The sequence below is a fragment of the Streptomyces sp. NBC_01296 genome, assembly GCF_035984415.1.
GTDB lineage: Bacteria > Actinomycetota > Actinomycetes > Streptomycetales > Streptomycetaceae > Streptomyces.
The window spans coordinates 2,574,741-2,595,927 of record NZ_CP130720.1 but is presented as its reverse complement, the minus strand read 5'-3'; the positions used below and the strand labels follow the sequence as shown (position 1 = coordinate 2,595,927).

General features: G+C 71.7%; 16 protein-coding genes and 1 riboswitch. Of the genes, 13 read left to right on the top strand and 3 right to left on the bottom strand.

The features are described from left to right. The first annotated feature begins 3 nt into the window (after positions 1-3). Positions 4-1,164: a CobW family GTP-binding protein gene (locus tag OG299_RS11550; RefSeq protein ID WP_327361448.1), complete on the top strand. Its 1,161-nt coding sequence runs from the start codon at positions 4-6 to the stop codon at positions 1,162-1,164. On the opposite strand, the gene OG299_RS11545 is transcribed toward OG299_RS11550, so the two are convergent. After that, positions 1,165-3,249: a restriction endonuclease gene (locus tag OG299_RS11545; protein WP_327361447.1), complete on the bottom strand. Its 2,085-nt coding sequence runs from the start codon at positions 3,247-3,249 to the stop codon at positions 1,165-1,167. 105 nt (positions 3,250-3,354) lie between these two features. Continuing rightward, entirely contained in the window at positions 3,355-5,811 is a 2,457-nt protein-coding gene (locus OG299_RS11540; protein ID WP_266636006.1) for a DNA gyrase/topoisomerase IV subunit A, read from the bottom strand. A 235-nt stretch (positions 5,812-6,046) separates the two neighbouring features. Here OG299_RS11540 and OG299_RS11535 point away from each other — a divergent pair, with 235 nt between their 5' ends. From OG299_RS11535 to OG299_RS11520, 4 genes are all read left to right on the top strand, one after another. Then, positions 6,047-7,387 carry a M16 family metallopeptidase gene (locus tag OG299_RS11535; RefSeq protein ID WP_327361446.1) on the top strand — a complete coding sequence of 447 codons (1,341 nt, stop codon included), beginning with the start codon at positions 6,047-6,049 and terminating at the stop codon, positions 7,385-7,387. A gap of 20 nt (positions 7,388-7,407) precedes the next feature. After that, positions 7,408-8,775 (top strand): M16 family metallopeptidase, encoded by a 1,368-nt coding sequence (locus tag OG299_RS11530; RefSeq protein ID WP_266636419.1) that lies wholly within the window; start codon positions 7,408-7,410, stop codon positions 8,773-8,775. A 184-nt stretch (positions 8,776-8,959) separates the two neighbouring features. Next, positions 8,960-9,118, top strand: a riboswitch (cyclic di-AMP (ydaO/yuaA leader). Between the two features lie 13 nt (positions 9,119-9,131). Beyond that, positions 9,132-9,926 carry a M23 family metallopeptidase gene (locus OG299_RS11525; protein ID WP_266636002.1) on the top strand — a complete coding sequence of 265 codons (795 nt, stop codon included), beginning with the start codon at positions 9,132-9,134 and terminating at the stop codon, positions 9,924-9,926. Positions 9,927-10,127: 201 nt separating this feature from the next. After that, positions 10,128-10,793 (top strand): GntR family transcriptional regulator, encoded by a 666-nt coding sequence (locus tag OG299_RS11520; protein WP_266636000.1) that lies wholly within the window; start codon positions 10,128-10,130, stop codon positions 10,791-10,793. A gap of 167 nt (positions 10,794-10,960) precedes the next feature. Here OG299_RS11520 and OG299_RS11515 read toward each other — a convergent pair whose 3' ends face one another. After that, positions 10,961-11,242: an HPr family phosphocarrier protein gene (locus OG299_RS11515; protein WP_266635998.1), complete on the bottom strand. Its 282-nt coding sequence runs from the start codon at positions 11,240-11,242 to the stop codon at positions 10,961-10,963. Positions 11,243-11,426: 184 nt separating this feature from the next. On the opposite strand from OG299_RS11515, the gene OG299_RS11510 reads away from it, so the two are divergent. The 8 genes from OG299_RS11510 to OG299_RS11475 all read left to right on the top strand — a co-directional run bounded on the left by OG299_RS11510 (position 11,427) and on the right by OG299_RS11475 (position 21,166). Next, positions 11,427-14,267, top strand: a complete 2,841-nt coding sequence (locus OG299_RS11510; RefSeq protein WP_327361445.1) for a bifunctional acetate--CoA ligase family protein/GNAT family N-acetyltransferase — start codon at positions 11,427-11,429, stop codon at positions 14,265-14,267. Positions 14,268-14,331: 64 nt separating this feature from the next. After that, entirely contained in the window at positions 14,332-14,937 is a 606-nt protein-coding gene (locus OG299_RS11505) for a DUF5998 family protein (RefSeq protein ID WP_078864899.1), read from the top strand. Beyond that, on the top strand, positions 14,937-16,139 hold the full coding sequence (locus tag OG299_RS11500) for an alkaline phosphatase family protein (RefSeq protein ID WP_327361444.1): 1,203 nt from the start codon (positions 14,937-14,939) through the stop codon (positions 16,137-16,139). The genes OG299_RS11505 and OG299_RS11500 overlap by 1 nt, the downstream gene beginning before the upstream one ends. Before the next feature lie 60 nt (positions 16,140-16,199). Next, on the top strand, positions 16,200-16,850 hold the full coding sequence (locus tag OG299_RS11495) for a thymidine kinase (RefSeq protein WP_327361443.1): 651 nt from the start codon (positions 16,200-16,202) through the stop codon (positions 16,848-16,850). Positions 16,851-17,066: 216 nt separating this feature from the next. Then, a complete protein-coding gene (locus OG299_RS11490; protein WP_327361442.1) occupies positions 17,067-18,050 on the top strand; it encodes a Gfo/Idh/MocA family protein in 984 nt (327 codons plus the stop codon). Beyond that, on the top strand, positions 18,047-19,039 hold the full coding sequence (locus OG299_RS11485; protein WP_327361441.1) for a Gfo/Idh/MocA family protein: 993 nt from the start codon (positions 18,047-18,049) through the stop codon (positions 19,037-19,039). The genes OG299_RS11490 and OG299_RS11485 overlap by 4 nt, the downstream gene beginning before the upstream one ends. A gap of 260 nt (positions 19,040-19,299) precedes the next feature. Further along, positions 19,300-19,926 (top strand): FMN-dependent NADH-azoreductase, encoded by a 627-nt coding sequence (locus OG299_RS11480; protein ID WP_266635983.1) that lies wholly within the window; start codon positions 19,300-19,302, stop codon positions 19,924-19,926. Between the two features lie 43 nt (positions 19,927-19,969). Beyond that, positions 19,970-21,166, top strand: coding sequence for a cytochrome P450 (locus OG299_RS11475; RefSeq protein WP_327361440.1), 1,197 nt, complete (start codon positions 19,970-19,972; stop codon positions 21,164-21,166). The last annotated feature ends 21 nt before the right edge of the window (positions 21,167-21,187 follow it).

Here is a 21,187-nt window from a genome sequence, read left to right as displayed (position 1 = left end):
CGTGTGAACAGCAGTCAGCCCGCCCAGCCGATTCCCGTCGTCGTACTGTCCGGATTCCTCGGATCCGGCAAGACGACGCTGCTCAACCACCTCCTCGGCAACCGGGGAGGCACCCGGATCGGGGTCGTCGTCAACGACTTCGGCTCGATCGAGATCGACGCGATGGCCGTGGCGGGCCAGGTCGGCGACTCGATGGTCTCGCTCGGCGGCGGCTGCCTGTGCTGCGCGGTCGACGGCAGCGAGCTGGACGCGTACCTGGAGAAGCTCTCCGCGCCCGTCCACCGGATCGACGTGATCGTCATCGAGGCGAGCGGGCTGGCCGAGCCCCAGGAAATGATCCGGATGCTGGTGGCCAGCGAGAACCCGGCGATCCGGTACGGCGGGCTGGTGCAGGTCGTGGACGCGGCGGAGTTCGACGCGACCCGGGCCAAGCACCCGGAGTCCGACCGCCACCTGGCCGTCGCGGACCTGGTGGTGCTGAACAAGACCGACCGGGTGGAGCCGGCCGGCCTCGCCCGGATCGGGGCCGAGCTGGGCGCGCTCTGCCCCGGCACGCCGGTGGTGGCCGCCGACCACGGCCGGATCGACCCGGAGCTGCTCTTCGACCGGCGGCCGTGGACCGAGACGCGGGGCCAGTTGTCCTTCGAGGACCTGATCTCGCAGGCGAGGGACGCGGACGACGCGGACCACGCGGAGGACACGGAGGACGAGGACCACACCGGGCACGCCCACACGGTCTACGAGAGCACCGAGTTCGAGTCGGAGCAGGCCCTGAACCCGCGCCGGTTCATCGACTTCCTCGACCGCCGCCCGGCCGGGCTGTACCGGATCAAGGGCTATGTCCACTTCGGCGTCCCCGGCCACGAGGAGCGCTACGAGGTCCACGCCGTGGGCCGCTTCCTCCGCTTCGTGCCGGGCCCCTGGGACCGCGGCGAGCCGCGCCGGAGCCGGCTGGTCCTGATCGGCGCCGGTACGGACGGCGCCGCCCTGCTCCGCGAACTGGAGGCCTGCCGCGAACCGGCTCCGCAGCACGCGCCCCCGGAGAGCATGTGGGGCATCCTGCGCTACGTCGACCGCCCCGCGCAGGCGGACGCCGAGCCGGAGCCGGAGCCGGAGCCGGAGCCGTACGAGCCCGATCCGTACGGCGATCCCGACTCCGATTGATCAGGCGACCTCGACGCCATACTCGCTCAACAGGTCCTCCAGGCCGCCGCGGTAGCCCTTGCCGCCGATCACGAAGTCCCAGTCGCCGCTGGAACGGCGCCGGAACGAGCCGAGGACCAGAGCGGTTTCGCCGGCGCGCCCGTCGGAGACGTCCAGCCGGCCGAGTTCCTCGCCGCCGGCGGACAGCAGGCGGATGTGGGCGTCGGTGAACCCGGCGAGGTCGGCGTGCGGATCGACCTCCGGGTCGATCGCGGCAACGAGGACCAGGCGGTCGGCGGGCTCGGGAAGGGCGTCGAAGGAGACCTCCAGCGCCGCCTTGTCGGGGGCGGAGTGGGCGCGGGCCCGTACCGAACCGTCGGGGGTCCGCGGGTTGTTGAAGAACACGAAGTGGTCCTCGCTCAGCACCCGGTTGCCCGCGCAGACGAGGGCGCACACGTCCAGGGCGACCGCGCCCGTCCAGGACATGCCGAGCACGTTGTGGTCCGCCGAAGGGGCGGCGGGCGGTTCGGGCGCGCGCTGCGCCGGACCGCCGCCGAGCCGGCCGCGCAGCCCGTACTGGTGGAGCAGCTCAACCAGGTCCGCCCCGGGAACCAACTCCAGCGGCTTGCCGTTGGCAAAGGTGTACGACCCGGGACCGAAGGACGCGGTGGTGACCAGCACCCCCTTGTTCGCCCCCTTGTCCTGGACCGTGCCGTACAGATCACGCACGGCCGTCGGCGGCACCGTGTTCCGGTAGCGCTTGACCTGGACGACGATCCGCCCGCCCCGGATCGGCGCCGGGTCCAGCGCCTCCACGTCCACCCCGCCGTCGCCCGACCGCTGCGTGGTCACCGCCTCCATGCCCATCGCCCGGAAGAGCTCCGCCACCAGGTTCTCGAAGGCGATCGGGTCCATCGCGAAGAGGTCCGGCTCGTCCTCGTCCCCGTCGCCCGCGATCCCGCCGTGGCTGACGACGCCTCCGCCGACCTCGTCGGGCCGCCGCCCGGGGCGTACCGCCGTCAGCTGGTCTGGGCGCGCCGACAGCTGCCCGCGCAGCCCATCCGACAGGCAGTCCACCGCGCTGACCTGTTCCAGCCGGAGCCCCTCGAAGGCGGACCGTGCCGCCGACACCGTGGCGAGGACGATCTGCGCTTCCCGGCCCGTCGCCGGATCGTGGTCGTCCACGAAGCCGTTGACGACCACCGAGTCCAGCGCGCCGAACTCGTCCGCGGCGTAGAGCTCGCGCACCACCAGGAGTACGCACTGGGCCAGCAGGTCCCGGTACAGGGCCCGTCGCTGCGTGGCGGGGCGGGCGGTCTCCCTGTCCTGGTCCGTGCTCGGCTGGTACCGCACCGCCTTGGCCTCTGGCACCACCCCGAAGCGGGGCAGCTCCCAGTCGAGCACCAGCTGCCGGGCCGCCTGGTCGTACGAGGCCGAGACCTGCCGCGGCAGCTCCTCGGGCCAGGCCGTGGAGGCGTACAAGGCGGCCGAGAAGTACTCCACCGCGGCCTCCGCCTGGCCGGAGCGAAGCCTTCCGGCCAGCTCGCTCAGCCCGCGGTTGTGCGCGCGGATCGCTGCGAGCTGCTCGGCCGCCCACCGGTCGTACTGCTGCCGGTGCTCGGCGAGCTGCTGTTGGCGTCGCGTCTCCGCAGCTCTCGCCTTCTGATGAGCCCGGGTGTACTGGGCGTGCGCCTCGTGCTCCGCCTGGGCCCGCCGGTAGGAACCCAGCGCCATGCCACTGCTCTGCTGGAGGAACTGCTCGATGCGGGGGAGCGCCACCGGATGCCCCAACGACCCCGGACGGAACGGTTCGAGCTCCTCGCTCCGTACGAGCGAGGCCATCCGGAATTCCGTTGCCCCGCAGCCCGTGACCAACAGGTTCTGCAGCGCCGCGACCTCGGCCTCTATGCCCTCCGTGCGACGCCGCGCCTCGGCCTCGCGATGCTGCCGGTAGGCGGCCTGCTGTTCGCGCTCGCCCCGGGCCACGTCCCGGTCCCACGCCCGCCGCCGGCGCTCCGCCTCGCGCTGCTGGATCACCTGCGTCCGCTGCTGCCTGCGCTGGGCCTCGGCCCAGTCCCCGATCATCCCGCTCGACTGACGGCCCATCAGTTTTCCCCCGCCCCCACCACAAGCACCAACGGGAAAACACTAGTCGGCATTCGGGTGGTACGTCCCCCCGGTCGCACCACCCGAATGCCGCCGCCGTACGTCCTACAGCGCGCCGCCCGCCAGAGCGGCGACGACCGCGGGCAGTGCGGCACCCGAGCCGTCGCGGCGCGGATCCACGGGCGGCAGTTCGGCCGGAGTGCCGTTCGCCGCGGCCGCGCGGACCGGCGCGTTGCCGGCCCAGGCCAGCACCAGCAGGTCCTCGCCCTTCAGGAACCGCTGGCAGCGCACGCCGCCGGTGGCCCGGCCCTTGCGCGGGTACTGGTCGAACGGGGTGAGCTTTCCGGACAGCATCGAGTCGTCCAGCGTCCCCTGCGAGCCCGCCACCGTGAACACCACGGCGTCCCGTGCCGGGTCGATCGCCGAGAAGTGGATCACCTTGGCGTTCTCGGAGAGCTTGATGCCCGCCATGCCGCCAGCGGGGCGGCCCTGCGGGCGCACCTGGCCCGCCGGGTAGCGCAGCAGCTGGGCGTCGTCGGTGAGGAAGACCAGGTCCTCCTCGCCCGTGCGCAGTTCGACCGCGCCGACGATCCGGTCGCCCTCCTTGAGGGTGATGACCTCCAGCTCGTCCTTGTTCGCCGGGTAGTCCGGCACGACCCGCTTGACCACGCCCTGCTCGGTGCCCAGGGCCAGGCCCTGCGAGGACTCGTCCAGCGAGGTCAGGCAGATCACCTTCTCGTCCGCCTCCAGCCCGGAGAGGAACTCCGCGACCGGGGCGCCGCCCGCCAGGTTCGGCGCGGCGTGGGTGTCCGGCAGCTGCGGCAGGTCGATCACCGACAGCCGCAGCAGGCGCCCGTACGAGGTGACCACGCCGACATCGGCCCGGGCGGTCGCGGCGACCTGCGAGACGATCAGGTCGTGCTTCGCGCGGGCGCCGCCCTCCTCCTCCGGCAGCGCCTCGCCGTTGGCGGTGCGCGCCAGCAGGCCCGTCGAGGACAGCAGGACCCGGCACGGGTCGTCCGCGACCTCCAGCGGAACCGCGGCGACGGCCGTGCCCGCCGACTCCAGCAGGACCGTACGGCGCTCGGTGCCGAACTTCTTCGCGACCGCCGCGAGTTCCGTGGAGACCAGCTTGCGCAGCTCCGTGTCGGACTCGAGGATCCCGGTCAGCTCGTCGATCTCGCCCGTGAGGCGGTCGCGCTCGGACTCCAGCTCGATCCGGTCGAAACGGGTGAGCCGGCGCAGCGGGGTGTCCAGGATGTACTGGGTCTGGATCTCGCTCAGCGAGAAGCGCTCGATGAGCCGCTCCTTCGCCTGCGCCGAGTTGTCGCTGTCCCGGATGATCCGGATGACCTCGTCGATGTCGATCAGGGCCACCAGCAGGCCCTCGACCAGGTGCAGCCGGTCGCGCCGCTTGCTGCGGCGGAACTCGCTGCGGCGCCGCACGACCTCGAAGCGGTGGTCGAGGTAGACCTCGAGCAACTCCTTGAGGCCGAGCGTCAGCGGCTGGCCGTCGACCAGCGCGACGTTGTTGATGCCGAAGGACTCCTCCATCGGCGTCAGCTTGTACAGCTGCTCCAGCACGGCCTCGGGGTGGAAGCCGTTCTTGATCTCGATGACCAGGCGCAGGCCGTGCGAGCGGTCCGTGAGGTCCTTGACGTCCGCGATGCCCTGGAGCTTCTTGGAGCCGACCAGGTCCTTGATCTTCGCGATGACCTTCTCGGGGCCGACCGTGAAGGGCAGTTCGGTGACGACCAGGCCCTTGCGGCGCGCCGTCACGTTCTCCACCGCGACCGTCGCGCGGATCTTGAACGTGCCGCGACCGTTCTCGTAGGCGTCCTTGATCCCCGAGAGGCCCACGATCCGGCCGCCCGTGGGCAGGTCCGGACCCGGCACGAAGCGCATCAGCGCCTCCAGGTCCGCCTGCGGGTAGCGGATCAGGTGGCGGGCGGCCGCGATGACCTCGCCCAGGTTGTGCGGGGGCATGTTGGTGGCCATGCCGACCGCGATCCCGGAGGCGCCGTTGACCAGCAGGTTCGGGTACGCCGCGGGCAGCGCGACCGGCTCCTGCTCCTGGCCGTCGTAGTTGGCGGTGAAGTCGACGGTGTCCTCGTCGATCGACTCCGTCATCAGCGACGTGGCATCCGCCATCTTGCACTCGGTGTAACGCATCGCGGCCGGCGGGTCGTCGTTGCCGAGCGAACCGAAGTTGCCGTGGCCGTCGACCAGCGGCAGCCGCATCGAGAAGGGCTGGGCCATGCGCACGAGGGCGTCGTAGATCGACGCGTCACCGTGCGGGTGCAGCTTGCCCATGACCTCGCCGACGACGCGGGCGCACTTCACGTAGCCGCGGTCGGGGCGCAGGCCCATCTCGTTCATCTGGTAGACGATGCGCCGGTGCACCGGCTTCATGCCGTCGCGGGCGTCGGGCAGGGCGCGGGAGTAGATCACCGAGTACGCGTACTCGAGGAAGGAGCCCTGCATTTCGTCGACGACGTCGATGTCGAGGATCTTCTCCTCGAAATCCTCCGGCGGCGGGGTCTTCGTGCTGCGGCGGGCCATCGCTGCGCGGCTCCTTAACCAAGAAAGAAGGTGTGCTGGGGGTCTTGCGGGTGGTGTGGCGGGTGGTGTGACAGGGGCTGACGGGGGTTGTCGCGGACCATTGTGGCCCGAGGCACCGACAACGCCGACTCCGACCCAGGTCTGAGCCGGGAACTTCTCCGGTCCCCGACGCGCTTGCATACAGTGGCAGGTCTGACGGAAATCTCTGCATCGCGATCGAAGGGACCACATGCCCATGGGTCACACGGCCACAGCCCAGGCCGGCTCCGGCGGCCTCACAGCGACCGAGCACAGGCTGGCCAACGGCCTGCGCGTGGTGCTCTCCGAGGATCACCTGACCCCGGTCGCCGCGGTCTGCCTCTGGTACGACGTAGGCTCGCGCCATGAAGTCAAGGGGCGAACCGGTCTGGCTCACCTCTTCGAGCACCTGATGTTCCAGGGCTCGGCGAGCGTACCCGGCAACGGCCACTTCGAGCTCGTCCAGGGCGCCGGCGGTTCGCTCAACGGCACGACCAGCTTCGAGCGGACCAACTACTTCGAGACCATGCCGACCCACCAGCTGGAGCTCGCGCTCTGGCTCGAGGCGGACCGGATGGGCTCGCTGCTGGCAGCCCTGGACGACGAGTCCATGGAGAACCAGCGCGACGTCGTCAAGAACGAGCGCCGCCAGCGGTACGACAACGTCCCGTACGGCACGGCCTTCGAGAAGCTGACCGCCCTGGCGTACCCCGAGGGCCACCCGTACCACCACACCCCGATCGGCTCCATGGCCGACCTGGACGCAGCCTCCCTGGAGGACGCCCGCACCTTCTTCCGTACGTACTACGCGCCCAACAACGCGGTGCTGTCGGTCGTCGGCGACATCGACCCCGAGCAGACGCTCGCCTGGATCGAGAAGTACTTCGGGACCATCCCCGGGCACGACGGCAAGCAGCCGCCGCGCGACGGCGCGCTGCCCGAGATCATGGGCGAGCAGCTGCGCGAGGAGATCGTCGAGGAGGTCCCGGCCCGCGCGCTGATGGCCGCCTACCGGCTCCCGCACGACGGCACCCGCGAGTGCGACGCCGCCGACGTGGCGCTGACCGTCCTGGGCGGCGGCGAGTCCTCCCGGCTGCACAACCGCCTGGTACGCCGCGACCAGAGCGCCGTCGCGGCCGGCTTCGGCATGCTGCGGCTCGCCGGAGCGCCCTCGCTGGGCTGGCTGGACGTGAAGACCTCCAGCGGGGTCGAGGTGCCCGACATCGAGGCGGCCGTCGACGAGGAGCTCGCGCGGTTCGCCGCCGAGGGCCCGACGGCCGAGGAGATGGAGCGCGCCCAGGCGCAGCTGGAGCGCGAGTGGCTGGACCGGCTGAGCACGGTGGCCGGCCGCGCCGACGAACTCTGCCGCTTCGCCGTACTGTTCGGCGACCCGCAGCTGGCGCTCAGCGCCGTCCAGCGGGTCCTTGACATCACCGCCGAGGAGGTGCAGGCCGTGGCCGCGGCCCGACTGCGCCCCGACAACCGCGCGGTGCTGGTGTACGAGCCGCTCCCGGCAGAGGCCGACGAGAACGACGAGACCGAAGGGGCGGAGCAGTGAGCGACACCGCAGCCGTCACGATGACCTTCCACCCGCAGCCGCAGGCCGGCCAGGCCCGGCCCTGGGCCTTCCCGGCGCCCGAGCGGGGCTCGCTGTCCAACGGGCTGACCCTGCTGCGCTGCCACCGCCCCGGCCAGCAGGTCGTCGCGGTCGAGGTCAACCTCGCCGCCCCGCTGGACGCTGAGCCCGCGGGCCTGGACGGCGTCGCGACCATCATGGCCCGCGCGCTCTCCGAGGGCACCGACAAGCACTCCGCCGAGGAGTTCGCGGCCGAGCTGGAGCGCTGCGGCGCCACGCTCGACGCGCACGCCGACCACCCGGGCGTGCGGGTCTCCCTGGAGGTCCCGGCCTCCCGGCTGGCCAAGGCGCTGGGCCTGCTCGCCGAGGCGCTGCGCGCGCCCGCCTTCGCCGACAGCGAGGTCGACCGCCTGGTGCGCAACCGGCTCGACGAGATCCCGCACGAGCTGGCCAACCCGCAGCGCCGCGCCGCCAAGGAGCTCTCCCGGCAGCTCTTCCCGGCCACGCTGCGGATGTCCCGCCCGCGCCAGGGCACCGAGGAGACGGTCGCCCGGATCGACTCCGCGGCCGTGCGCGCCTTCTTCGAGGCGCACGTACGCCCCGCCACCGCCACCGCGGTGGTCGTCGGCGACCTGACCGGCATCGACCTGGACGCCGTACTGGCGGACACCCTGGGCACCTGGACGGGCAACACCGCCGCGGCCCTCCCGGTGCCGCCGGTGACCGCCGACGACACCGGCCGCGTGGTCATCGTGGACCGGCCCGGCGCGGTCCAGACGCAGCTGCTCATCGGCCGGATCGGGCCGGACCGGCACGAGCGGGTCTGGGCGGCGCAGGTGCTCGGCACGTACTGCCTGGGCGGCACCCTCACCTCGCGCCTGGACAAGGTGCTGCGCGAGGAGAAGGGCTACACGTACGGCGTGCGCGCCTTCGGCCAGGTGCTGCGCTCCACCGCCGACGGCAAGGGCGCCTCGATGCTCGCCATCAGCGGCTCCGTGGACACCCCCAACACGGGCCCGGCGCTCGACGACCTCTGGAAGGTGCTCCGCACCCTCGCGGAGGGCGGCCTGACCGATGCCGAACGGGACGTGGCGGTGCAGAACTTGGTGGGCGTGGCCCCGCTGAAGTTCGAGACGGCCGCGGCCGTCGCCGGCACGCTCGCCGACCAGGTCGAGCAGGAGCTTCCGGACGACTACCAGGCCCGGTTGTACGCGCAGCTGGCCCAAACGGGCACGGTGGAGGCGACTTCGGCCGTCCTGGCCGCCTTCCCGGTGGACCGCCTGGTCACCGTCCTGGTGGGCGACGCCTCGCAGATCGAGGCGCCGGTGCGGGCGCTGGGGATCGGTGAGGTCACCGTCGTCACCAACTGACGGACATCCCAAGGGGCTCCGGTGGCTTGTCCACCGGAGCCCTTTTTGTCTGTTTAGTGGAGAGGTTGCTTGTATGCGGTGTGGCGTACGCAACAAAAAGGCGTGTCTGTTTGGCGATTGACTGATGATCCGCCTAGCGTCGGCCGTGCTGTCCGTCAGTTGTACGCGCCGCATCCGCGGCACCGGGCAGCGATCGCCGAGTCCCCGTCAGGCGCGAGCCTGGGGAGCCGGGGACCCACATGTGTCCCTGGGGTGAATCGGACCGCCTCGTCAGAGGGGGCCCGTAGGAGACCTTCCTGCTCCGAACCCGTCAGCTAACCCGGTAGGCGAGAAGGAAGGAAAGGATCAGCCCCTTCATGGCGTTTGGCAGTCGTGCCGCCGGTAAGCACCGTGGTTCCAGTCGTCTGAGCCGCAAGACCGCCGGCTACGCCGGCATAGCCGCCCTCGCCACCACCGGTGTCGTCGGCTCCCTCGCAGGCCCGGCGTTCGCCGCGTCGGACAAGGCCCCCTCCATGGAGGACACCGGCCTGAACGCCGTCGTGACGGCCGAGGACCTGCCGGTCCAGATCGAGGCCCAGGCCGAGGCCCAGGAGCACGCGGCAGAGGCCGCGGCTGCCAAGGCGAAGGCGGAGGCCGACGCGAAGGCGCGCGCCGCCGAGGCCAAGCAGAAGGCCGAGGAGAAGGCGAAGGCCGAGCGCGAGGCCGCCGAGCGCGCCGCCCGCGAGGAGGAGCGCAAGCGCCTCAACACCTTCGTCGCCCCCGTCGACGGCTCCTACATCAGCACCCAGTGGCACGCGGGCGGCGGCATGTGGTCCTCCGGCAGCCACACCGGCATCGACTTCCACGCGGCCTCCGGCACCTCGGTGCACGCGGTGGGCGCCGGAACCGTGGTCGAGGCCGGCTGGGGCGGGGCGTACGGCAACAACGTCGTCATCAAGCACAACGACGGCACCTACACCCAGTACGGCCACATGACCTCGCTGGACGTCTCCGTCGGCGAGCAGGTCACCCCGGGCCAGCAGATCGGCCTGTCGGGCTCCACCGGCAACTCCAGCGGCCCGCACCTGCACTTCGAGGCCCGTACCGGCGCCCAGTACGGCTCGGACATCGACCCGGTCGCGTACCTGCGCAACCACGGCGTCGACGTCTGACCCGCAGCACTTCACCGAAGGCCCCGGCTCCCCGAGCCGGGGCCTTCGCGTTGTGGCCGCAAGCGGCCGCATTGTGGCTGTAAATATTCGCGATTTCCGTCCGCGCTCGGAAAACATCGCGTGTTGCAATAGAGTCCCAGTACGATCCGAGCACGGTCGCGGCAATGGCGTCGGCAGTCGGAAATAGGCGGAGGTCCGGACTTGCGTATTCCTGCGCACGCGGTATGCACGGCAATCCGCGACGACATCGTCTCCGGAGTCTTCGAGCCGGGCGGCCGGCTGACCGAGGAGCTGCTGGCCCGCCGGTACGGGGTCTCCCGCGTCCCCGTCCGCGAGGCGCTGCGGACCCTGGAGTCCGAGGGCTTCGTCACCACCCGGCGGCATGCGGGCGCCTGCGTCGCCGAGCCCACCGAGCAGGAGGCGGCCGACCTCCTGGAACTGCGGATGCTGATCGAGCCGCTGGCGGCGGCCCGGGCCGCCCGCCGGCGTACCGAGGCCCACCTGAAGGTGCTGCGCGGGCTGGTCAGACTGGGCCAGGAGCGGGCCAGGCGGGGCCAGGGCGAGGATCTGCGGTCCCTGGGGGGCTGGTTCCACGAGACCCTCGCCCAGGCCTCCGGCAGCCCCGGGCTGATCGCGCTGCTGACGCAGATGCGGCACAAGGTCGCGTGGATGTACGCCGTGGAGGCGCCGGCCCGGCCTGTGGAGTCCTGGGCGGAGCACGGGGCGATCGTGGACGCGGTGGCGCGCGGGGACGCCGAGCGGGCGCGGGCGCTGACGGCGATCCACGCGGACCGGGCGGCCGGGGCGCACCGGCTGCGCGTGAGGACTTCGCAACATGCCGTAAACATGTCGGGCGGTCCGCATTAACAAATAGCGCGTATTACTGTGGAGGCGGCGGCCGAATTCACGGCGCATTGGCGGTGCATTCGCGGTCTCCCGGCACGGACGATGGAATTCCCGAAAACGAGGAAGCCGCGGCTCCGGAATTCCGGCGGCCGCGGCTTCGTCGCATGTCCGGGGGTGAACCCGAAGGGTCAGACGGTCTCGGGGAGCTCCTCGAGACCCTCGGCGACCAGCTTGGCGAGGCGGTCCAGCGCCGCCTCGGCGCCCTCGGCGTCGGACGCGAGGATGATCTCCTCGCCGCCCTGGGCGCCGAGGCCCAGCACCGCGAGCATGGACGCGGCGTTGACGGGGTTCCCGTCGGCCTTCGAGATGGTCACCGGGACGCCGGAAGCGGTCGTCGCGCGGACGAAGATCGAGGCGGGACGAGCGTGCAGGCCCTCGGCCCAGCCGACGTTGACGCGGCGCTCTGCCATGGTGATGCCCTTCAGGTTCTTACGGTTGTCTAGACCAGTCTCTCACGACGCCTCGAATGCTCCGACCGGCCTCAGGTTCGGATCCTCTGCCGTTCGACGTACCCCAGCTTGCACTTGTTTGTCCCTACTTGCCTCGCGCGCCGCGCAGGAGCTGTCCGGCCGGTCCGGGCCTTAAGATCGCCGCATGACCACCGCGTCGGACCCCTCGTACCCGGCCCACTGGGAAGCGGACGTCGTCCTGCGTGACGGCGGCACCGCCCGGATCAGGCCGATCACCACGGAGGACGCGGGCCGGCTGGTCAGCTTCTACGAGCAGGTCTCCGACGAGTCGAAGTACTACCGCTTCTTCGCGCCCTACCCCCGGCTGTCCGACCGCGACGTGCACCGCTTCACGCACCACGACTACGTGGACCGGGTCGGCCTCGCGGCGACCGTCGGCGAGGAGTTCATCGGCACCGTCCGCTACGACCGGATCGGCCCCGACGGCCGGCCCGCCTCCGCCCCCGCCGACGAGGCCGAGGTGGCCTTCCTCGTCCAGGACGCCCACCAGGGCCGCGGAGTCGCCTCCGCCCTCCTCGAGCACATCGGCGCGGTCGCCCGCGAGCGGGGCATCCGCCGGTTCGCGGCCGAGGTGCTGCCCGCCAACAGCAAGATGATCAAGGTCTTCACCGACGTCGGCTACCAGCAGAAGCGCAGCTTCGAGGGCGGCTCCGTCCACCTCACCCTCGACCTCGAACCCACCGCCGAGTCCCTGGCCGTGCAGCGCGCCCGCGAACAGCGTGCCGAGGCCCGCTCCGTGCAGCGGCTGCTGGCCCCCGGCTCGGTGGCGGTGATCGGAGTCAGCCGCTCCGGCGGGGGAGTCGGCGCGGCGGTGCTGCGGAACCTGCGCGACGGCGGCTTCCAGGGCCACCTGTACGCCGTGAACGAGGCCGTCACCACCGACCTGCTGGACGGCGTACGGGCCTACCGCGGGCTCGGCGACATCGACTCCCCGGTCGACCTCGCGGTGATCGCCGTCCCCGCCGAGCGCGTCCCCGAGGCCGTGGCCGCGTGCGGCGAGCACGGGGTGCAGGGGCTGGTGGTGCTCTCCGCCGGCTACGGGGAGAGCGGCGCGGCCGGGCTCGACCGGCAGCGCGAACTGGTGCGCCAGGTGCGCTCGTACGGGATGCGGTTGATCGGGCCGAACGCGTACGGCGTGATCAACACCGCGCCGGAGGTCGGACTCAACGCCTCCCTGACCCCGGCGCCCGCGCCGGTCCGGGGCCGCATCGGGCTGTTCACCCAGTCCGGGGCGATCGGCATCTCGCTGCTCTCCGCGCTGCTGCGGCGCGGCGAGGGCCTGTCGTCCTTCGTCTCGGCGGGCAACAGGGCGGACGTCTCCGGCAACGACATCCTGCAGTACTGGTACGAGGACGAGGCCACCGACGTCGCGCTGATGTACCTCGAAACCCTGGGCAACCCGCGGAAATTCACCCGGCTCGCGCGGCGGACGGCAGCCGTGAAGCCGGTGGTCGTCGCGAAGGGCGGCCGCCACACCCCGGCCGGGCACGTGGTCCCCGGGACCAGGCTCCCGGACACCACGGTCTCGGCGCTGCTGCGGCAGGCCGGGGTGATCCGCGTCGACACCGTGACGGAGCTGGTGGACGTCGGGCTGCTGCTGGCCTCGCAGCCGCTGCCGGCCGGGCCGCGCGTGGCGATCCTCGGCAACTCGGAGTCGCTGGGTGTCCTCACGTACGACGCCTGCCTCACGCAGGGGCTGCGGCCGGGGGCCCCGCTGGACCTGACCACGGCGGCGACGCCGGAGGACTTCCGAGAAGCGCTGGGGGCGGCGCTGGGCTCCGCCGAGAACGATGCCGTGATCGTCACCGTGATTCCGTGGGTGAACGAGCAGGAGCCGCAGGACGACCTGGCCGAAGCCCTGCGGGATGCGGTGGCGGGGCATCCCGGCAAGCCGGTGGCGGTGGTGCACGTGGAGCTGGCGGAGCTCGTCGACGCCCTGTCCCCGGCGGGGGGCCTTCCGGGGGCCGGGGTCCGGCCCGAGCCGGTGCGGCCGGAGTCGTCGGGCGCGGCGCCGCTTCCGGGGGCTCTGCCCCCGCGCCCCCGCGCCTCGAACGCCGACGGGGCCGGAGGCGCGAGCGGGGACGCCGGCGGCGCCGGCGTGCGGATCCCGGCGTACCCGGCAGCCGAGCGGGCCGTACGGGCCGTCGCCGAGGCCGTCCGGTACGGGCAGTGGCGGCGGGCCAACGCCGAGGCCGGGCAGGTTCCCGAGTACGAGGACATCGACGAGGCCGGAGCCGCCGCCCAGCTCGCCGGCCTCCTGGCGGACGCCGGCGACGCCGTCCTCACCCTCACCGAGGCCGACGCGGCCGCACTGCTCGCCCGGTACGGGATCCGGGTGCTCCCCACCCTGCCCGCGCCCACCGCGGACGACGCGGTCCGGGCCGCCCGGGCCATGGGCTACCCCGTCGCCCTCAAGACCACCGCCCCGCACCTGCGCCACCGCGCGGACCTCGGCGGCGTACGCCTCGACCTCGCGACCGAGGCCGATCTGCGCCGCTCGTACGAGGAGCTCACCGACCTCCTCGGGACGCCCGGCGAGCTGCTCCCCGTCGTCCAGGCCATGGTGCCGCGCGGGGTCGACACCGTCGTGCGGTCCGTCATCGACCCCGCCGCCGGAGCCGTCCTCTCCTTCGGGCTCGCCGGCGTCGCCTCCGAGCTGCTCGGCGACACCGCCCACCGGCTCGTCCCGGCCACCGAGCGGGACGCCGCCGGGCTGATCCGGTCCATCCGGACCGCTCCCCTCCTCTTCGGCTGGCGCGGCAGCGACCCCGTGGACACCCCGGCCCTCGAGGAGCTCCTGCTGCGGCTGTCCCGGCTCGTGGACGACCACCCCGAAGTGGTGGGAGTCACCCTCGAGCCCGTGGTCGTCGCCACGGAGGGCCTCTCCGTGCTCAGCGCGACGGTCCGGGTGGCCCGTCCGCCGGCGCGCACCGATCTCGGCCCCCGGACACTCCCCAGCTACTGAGCGGGTCCGGCCCGGTCCGGAAGACGGACACTGCGCGCCCGGGGTGCCCCGTACGGGCCTTAGGATGGACCCCATGGCGAAATCCGGTACGACGACCCAGGGGCTGCGCACGGCGATCGAGCGCAGCGGCTACTACCCGGCCCTCGTGGCCGAGGCCGTGGAGGCCGCGGTGGGCGGCGAGCCGATCTCGTCGTACCTGGTCCACCAGGAGACGACCTTCGACTCCAACGAGGTGCGCCGGCACGTCACCGTCCTGGTCCTGACCGGCAACCGCTTCATCGTGAGCCACACCGACGAGCAGGCCGCCGACGCCGGGTCCCCGTCCCCGTACGCGACCACCTCCACCGAGTCGGTCAAGATCGGCGCGATCTCCTCCGTGGTGCTCAGCCGCGTCGTCGCCAACCCCGAGTCGTACACCCCCGGCACCCTGCCCCGCGAGGTCGTCCTGACCATCGGCTGGGGCGCGGTCTCGCGGATCGACCTGGAGCCCGCCGCCTGCGGCGACCCGAACTGCGACTCCGACCACGGCTACACCGGCAACTCCACCGCCGACGACCTCAGCCTGCGCGTCAGCGAGGCCGGCGACGGCCCGGAGGCGGTCCGCCAGACCCTCGTCTTCGCGCAGGCACTCAGCGAAGCAACGGCAGCCACCTCCACCTCCGCCCGCTGATGGCCTATTCCGCACCGTCGAACTGGGACGAGCCGGAGCTGCTGGACCTCGCCGGCGCCCCCGTTCCGGAGTACGGCACCGGCTCGCTCGCCGACCTGCTGCCGACCCTCGTGGCAGGCCAGGGCGTCCCCGGGTTCACCGCCGCCATCGCCGAGCTGACCCCGGCCGACCGGAACTGCGTGTTCCTGGTCGACGGCATGGGCTGGGAGCAGATCAAGGCCCACCCGGACGAGGCCCCGTACCTGAACTCCCTCCTCGGCAGCTCGCGCGGCGGCTCCGGCCGGCCGATAACGGCAGGCTTCCCGGCGACCACCGCCACCTCGCTGGCCTCCGTCGGCACCGGCCTGCCGCCCGCGCGGCACGGCCTGCCCGGCTACGCCGTGCGCAATCCGGCCACCGGCGAGCTGATGAACCAGCTCCGCTGGTACCCCTGGACCCAGCCGAAGCCCTGGCAGCCGTACCCGACCGTCTTCCAGCAGGCCGACAAGGCGGGGGTGGCGACGGCGCAGGTTTCCTCGCCCGCGTTCCAGACCACCCCGCTCACCAAGATCGCGCTGAGCGGCGGCACCTTCCTCGGCCGGATGACCGGCGAGGAGCGGATGGACCTCGCGGCCGAGCGCCTCGCAGCCGGCGACCGCTCGCTGGTGTACACGTACTACAGCGAGCTCGACGGGGCCGGCCACCGGCACGGCGTGAACTCCGACGCCTGGCGCGGCCAGCTGATGTACGTCGACCGGCTGGTGCAGCGGCTCGCCGAGCAACTCCCGCCGCGTACGGCGCTGTACGTGACCGCCGACCACGGCATGGTGGACGTCCCCTTCGACGAGGACTCCCGGATCGACTTCGACGAGGACTGGGAGCTGGGCGCGGGCGTGGCCCTGCTCGGCGGCGAGGGCCGGGCCCGGCACGTGTACGCCGTACCGGGCGCCGAGGCCGACGTCCTGACGGTGTGGCGCGAGGTGCTGGGCGACCGGTTCTGGATCGCGAGCCGTGAAGAGGCCCTGGAACGGGGCTGGTTCGGCGCGCCGGGGGAGTGCGACGAGCGCGTGCTCGGCCGGATCGGCGACGTGGTCGCGGCCGCCCAGGCAGATGTGGCCATCACCGCCTCGCGCAAGGAGCCCAACGAGTCCGCCCTCGTCGGCATGCACGGCTCCATGACGGCGGCCGAGCAGCTGGTCCCGCTGCTCGAGATCCGCACCTGACCGACCCTTCTTCCCCGCCCCGCCCCTGCCGCCCACGACCCGAAAGGTCCCGTACTTCCCATGCCCGAGCTGGTGTTCTTCTCCGGAACGATGGACTGCGGAAAGAGCACTCTGGCGCTCCAGATCGCCCACAACCGCGATGCGCGGGGGCTCCAGGGCGTGATCTTCACGCGGGACGACCGGGCGGGCGAGGGCAAGCTGTCCTCGCGCCTGGGTCTGGTGACCGAGGCGGTCGAGGCGCCGGAGGGGATGGACCTGTACGCGTACCTGGTCGCGCAGCTGTCCAAGGGCGGCAAGGCGGACTACGTGATCGTGGACGAGGCGCAGTTCCTCGCCCCCGAGCAGATCGACCAGCTGGCGCGGATCGTGGACGACCTCGACATGGACGTCTTCGCCTTCGGGATCACGACCGACTTCCGCACCAAGCTCTTCCCGGGCTCCCAGCGTCTGATCGAGCTGGCGGACCGCCTCGAACAGCTGCAGGTGGAGGCCCTGTGCTGGTGCGGTGCCCGCGCCACGCACAACGCCCGTACGGTGGGCGGCGAGATGGTCGTGGAGGGTGCCCAGGTCGTCGTCGGGGACGTGAACCGCCCGGCGGAGGAGATCGGCTACGAGGTTCTCTGCCGCCGCCACCACCGCAAGCGGATGACCTCGGCCGCCGCCCACGCCGGCGCCCTCTCCCCGGACGTCCTCCCCGTCAACCACGGCTGACCGCCCGCGCGAAGGCGATCCGGCCGGTCCCTTGCTGGGACTACCCACGTTGGTGATGGCCCCCGACCAGCGGTGCGCGCGAGACTGATCAGGCTTCAGACGTGCAGGGCGTCGGCAGCCGTGCCGGGAGTGACCTTCCTGTTGGCCGTCCGCAGCAGCACGCCATCCGAAGGCTTCACTTGACGGTCGGCAGCGGGAAAAAGGGCTGGGGATGCCATGCGGCAACTTGAAGTAGCACTGATCGGCGCAGGACTGATAGCACGCTTCCATCTGGACGCGTGGACCACCGTCGGGGCGTCCGTGCGCGTCTACTCCACCGACGGACGCGCCGAGGAACTCGCACACGAATTCGGCGCCAAGGCCGTCGGTTCCCTGGACGAAGCGCTGGACGGCGCGGACGCCGTGGACATCTGCACCCCGACGGACAGCCACTACGACATCGCCATGACCGCCATTGCCGCGGGTGTGGGGGTGGTCTGCGAGAAGCCGCTGGCGGCCAGCACGGCCGAGGCGGAGGAGATCGTCGCCGCGGCGGAGCAGGCCGGCGTACGGCTCTACCCGACCCACAACGTACGGTTCGCCCCGGCCTACGCCCGGCTCCACGAGCTGGTGGCAGCAGGCAGCCTGGGTACGGGCACGGTCGCCCGGTTCACCGTCGCCGGCTACCACCCGCGGCCCTGGACCGGCCACGCGTCCGCGCGTTCGGGCGGGATCCTGACCGATCAGCTGCTGCACGGCGTCGACATCGCCTACTGGGTCTTCGGGGACGTCGTACGGGTGCACGCCTCCTATCAGGGTGAGATCGCCGCTCCGGCCCCGACCGGGGCCGTCGGCGTCGCAACCGTCGTCCTCACCCACGCCAGCGGCGCGCTCAGCCAGGTCGTGGGCCGGTGGACGGCGACGCCGCAACCGCCCTTCCGCCTCACCTACCGCGTCTCGGGCACGGGCGGGACGGTGCACTACGACTCCGAATGGCCTCAGGAGATCCGGGTGTTCGGCGACGCGGCCCCCCACTTCGGGCACTTCGGGGAGAAGCCGTTCGTCTCCGAAATCCGCGAGTTCGCCGAGGGGTTCCTGGGCGGGCCGGAGCCTCGTCTGGGGCCGCGGGACGCGCTGGCCGCCATCCGTATCACCCAGGCCGCCGCGGAGTCCGCATGGACCGGGCGTGCCGTGGAACTGACCGTGAAGGGGGCCGCATGAAGGTCGCTGTGTTGTCGTTCGCGCACGAGCGCGCCGCGACGTACGCCCGGCTGTTGAACGACATGCCCGGCGTCGACCTGGTCATCGCGGACCCTGACGGTTCGCCGGATGATCCGGCTCGGGGGCACGCCGTGGCCCGGCAGCTCGACGCGCCGTACGCGGGCAGCTGGGACGAGGTGTTCGCGCTGCGCCCCGGGGCGGTGGTGGTCACGAGCGAGACCGACCGCCGCCGCGAACTGGTCGAGCGGGCGGCGGCGGCCGGGGCGCACGTGCTGTGCGAGCAGCCGATGGCAGCCGAGGAGGCGGACGTCCGGGCCATGGTGCGCGCCTGTGAGGACGCCGGGGTGCGGCTGACGCTCGTGTCACCGGCCTGCTTCGGTCCGGCCTTCACCGCCGTGCGCGAAGGGCTCGCCGACGGTACGGCCATCGGCAGGCTGACGACCCTTCACGGGGCGTACAACAGCCCTGCGACCGGGGAACGGGAGGATGGCGGAGCGCTGGGCGCCGACGCCGCCTTCCTGCTCGACATGGTGGATGCGGTGCTCGGCGGGGAGCCCGCGGAGCAGGTGTACGCACAGGCGAACAGCCTCCTCGGCAACGACCCGGACGCCCCGAGCGCGGCTCTTGTCACGGTGCGCTATCCGAGCGGAACGGTCGCGTCCATCGACTGCAGCCGGAGCGTGGCAGCGCACCCGTCTGCCGTGGACGGACCGACGATGAGCTTCATCGGTGACCGGGCGAGCGTGGAGTTCCATGCCCGCCCGCGGCTGCTCGGCGGGTTCGACGCCGCCACGGCCGGTGAACGGTGGGAAGCGGGCGGGAGCGACCTGTACGCGGTCATGCTCGGCGAGTTCGTCGCCGCGGTCGGCGAGGGACGCGGAGCCGGCCCGGACGGCGCGGCCGGGGTGCGTACGCTCCGGATCGTCCAAGCGGCCCGCGCTTCGGCGAGGACCGGCCGGCCCGTGGATCTGGCAGCGCCCGCCGGCTGAGGCGCAGCGATCTCGACCGGCCTCGGACCCGGCCGTACGCGAAGCTCCTGGAGAAACGGTGGACCTCGGTCGCGACACCGTCCACCAGGAGCTTCGCCATTTCTCCGGCGCCGCCTGCCGGCCCTACCAGGCTGAGGGATGTTTTGCCGTCGGGGCCCGACCTAGTCTGGCCTGAGAGATCAAGGCTGCACCCTCGCGATGAATCGAAATGTCGCGGGATGTGTAGACGTACATTTCCCGATCGCTAAGGGGACGTCCGCATGTCACACCTCCTGCACATTGACTCGAGTGTCGGTGCCGAATCCGTATCGAGGCAACTGTCAGCCTATTTCGCTGAAGAGTGGCGTAACAACCACCCTGGTGGTGGCTATGTTTATCGCGACGTGGCAGCCCAGCCGGTACCCCACATCACGCACCCCGTGCACCAGGCCCTCGTCTACCCGGACAGCGACCACGGTCAGAGTGCGCAGGAGCAGGAGCTCACCGCGGCGATCACCCAGGAGGTGCTCGAGGCGTCCGTGCTGGTCCTCGGCGTTCCCATGCACAACCTCTCGGTCCCGTCGACCCTCAAGTCGTGGCTGGACCGTGTCGTCCACCCGGCCCACATGGTCCGGCCCGGGCAGTCCGGTCCGCTCAGCGGAAAGTCGGTCGTGGCGATTTTGTCGAGGGGCGGTTCGTACGCGCCGGGAACGCCGCGTGAGGGGCACGACTTCCAGCGGTCCTATCTGAAGGCGATTATGGAGGCGATCGGTCTCGGCGAGGACCTGACCTTCGTGACCGCCGAGTTCACGATGGCGGCAGCCGCGCCGCAGATGGCGCATCTCAAGCCGTTGGCCGAAGCCTCCCTGGCGAATGCGTACGACACTCTCGGAAAGCTGGCCCAGTAACCCCGGCCCTTTCCGATGTGCAGTCTCGATTGAGAAGGACTCCATGAGCGACGCAATTTCCTTCGAGGAGCATTGGGACCGGACCCATCAGTTCGATCCCCCTGCCATATTCGATTCCCTGCGTGAAGAGCGTCCGCTCGCGCGCATGGTGTACCCCGACGGGCACGTCGGCTGGATCGCCACCAGTCACGAGCTGGTGCGCAAGGTCCTCAGCGACCCGAGGTTCAGCCACAACCTCGAGAACTTCCACTTCCCGGTGACGCGCTTCGGAGAGCCGGCCGTCGGCTCCTCTCCGGAGATCCCGGGGATGTTCATCCACATGGACCCGCCGAACCACACCCGGTACCGGCGCCTGCTGACGGCCGAGTTCACCGCCCGCCGGGCGAACCGGCTGACGTCGCGCGTCGAGGCCGTGGCCGCCGAGCAGATCGCCGTGATGCGCGAGCACGGCGGTCCGGTGGACCTGGTGGCGAACTTCGCCGAGCCGCTGGTCCTGAGGGTGCTGTCCGAAATGGTCGGCCTGCCCTACGAGGAACGCGACCGGTACGCCCACGCACCGGCCGTCCTGCACGACCCGGACTCGACGCAGGAAGAGGTCGGAGCCGCGTTCGCGCAGCTGACGCCGTTCATCGTCGAGGTCGTGGAAGGAAAGCGGAAGCAGCCCGGAGACGACCTCATCAGCCGGCTCGTCGCCGACGGGGAGTTGACCACCGAAGAGGTGTGCAACATCGTCACCCTCCTGCTGTTCGCGGGCTACGAGACCACGGAGAACGCACTGGCCGTCGGGGTCTTCGCCCTGCTGCACCACGCGGACCAGTTGGCGGCCCTCCGTGCGGACCCGTCGAAGCTCGACGCCGCCGTCGAGGAGCTCCTCCGCTACATCACCATCAACCAGTACGAGATGTACCGCACTGCGTTGGAGGACATCGAGCTGGACGGCGAGCTGGTCAAGAAGGGGGACACCGTCACGGTGTCGCTGCCTGCGGCCAACCGCGACCCGGCCAAATTCGGGTGCCCGGCGCAGCTGGACATCGATCGCGACACCTCGGGCCACGTGGCGTTCGGCTTCGGCATCCACCAGTGCCTGGGCCAGAACCTGGCGCGCGTCGAACTGCGCGCCGGCCTGTCGGCTCTCCTCCAGGCGTTCCCCGACCTCCGGTTGGCCGTTGCCGTCGATGAGGTGCCGCTCCGGCTCAAGGGTTCCGTCTTCGCGGTAAAGAGCCTGCCCGTCTCCTGGTGAGCTCTCTTCTTCTCTGATTTT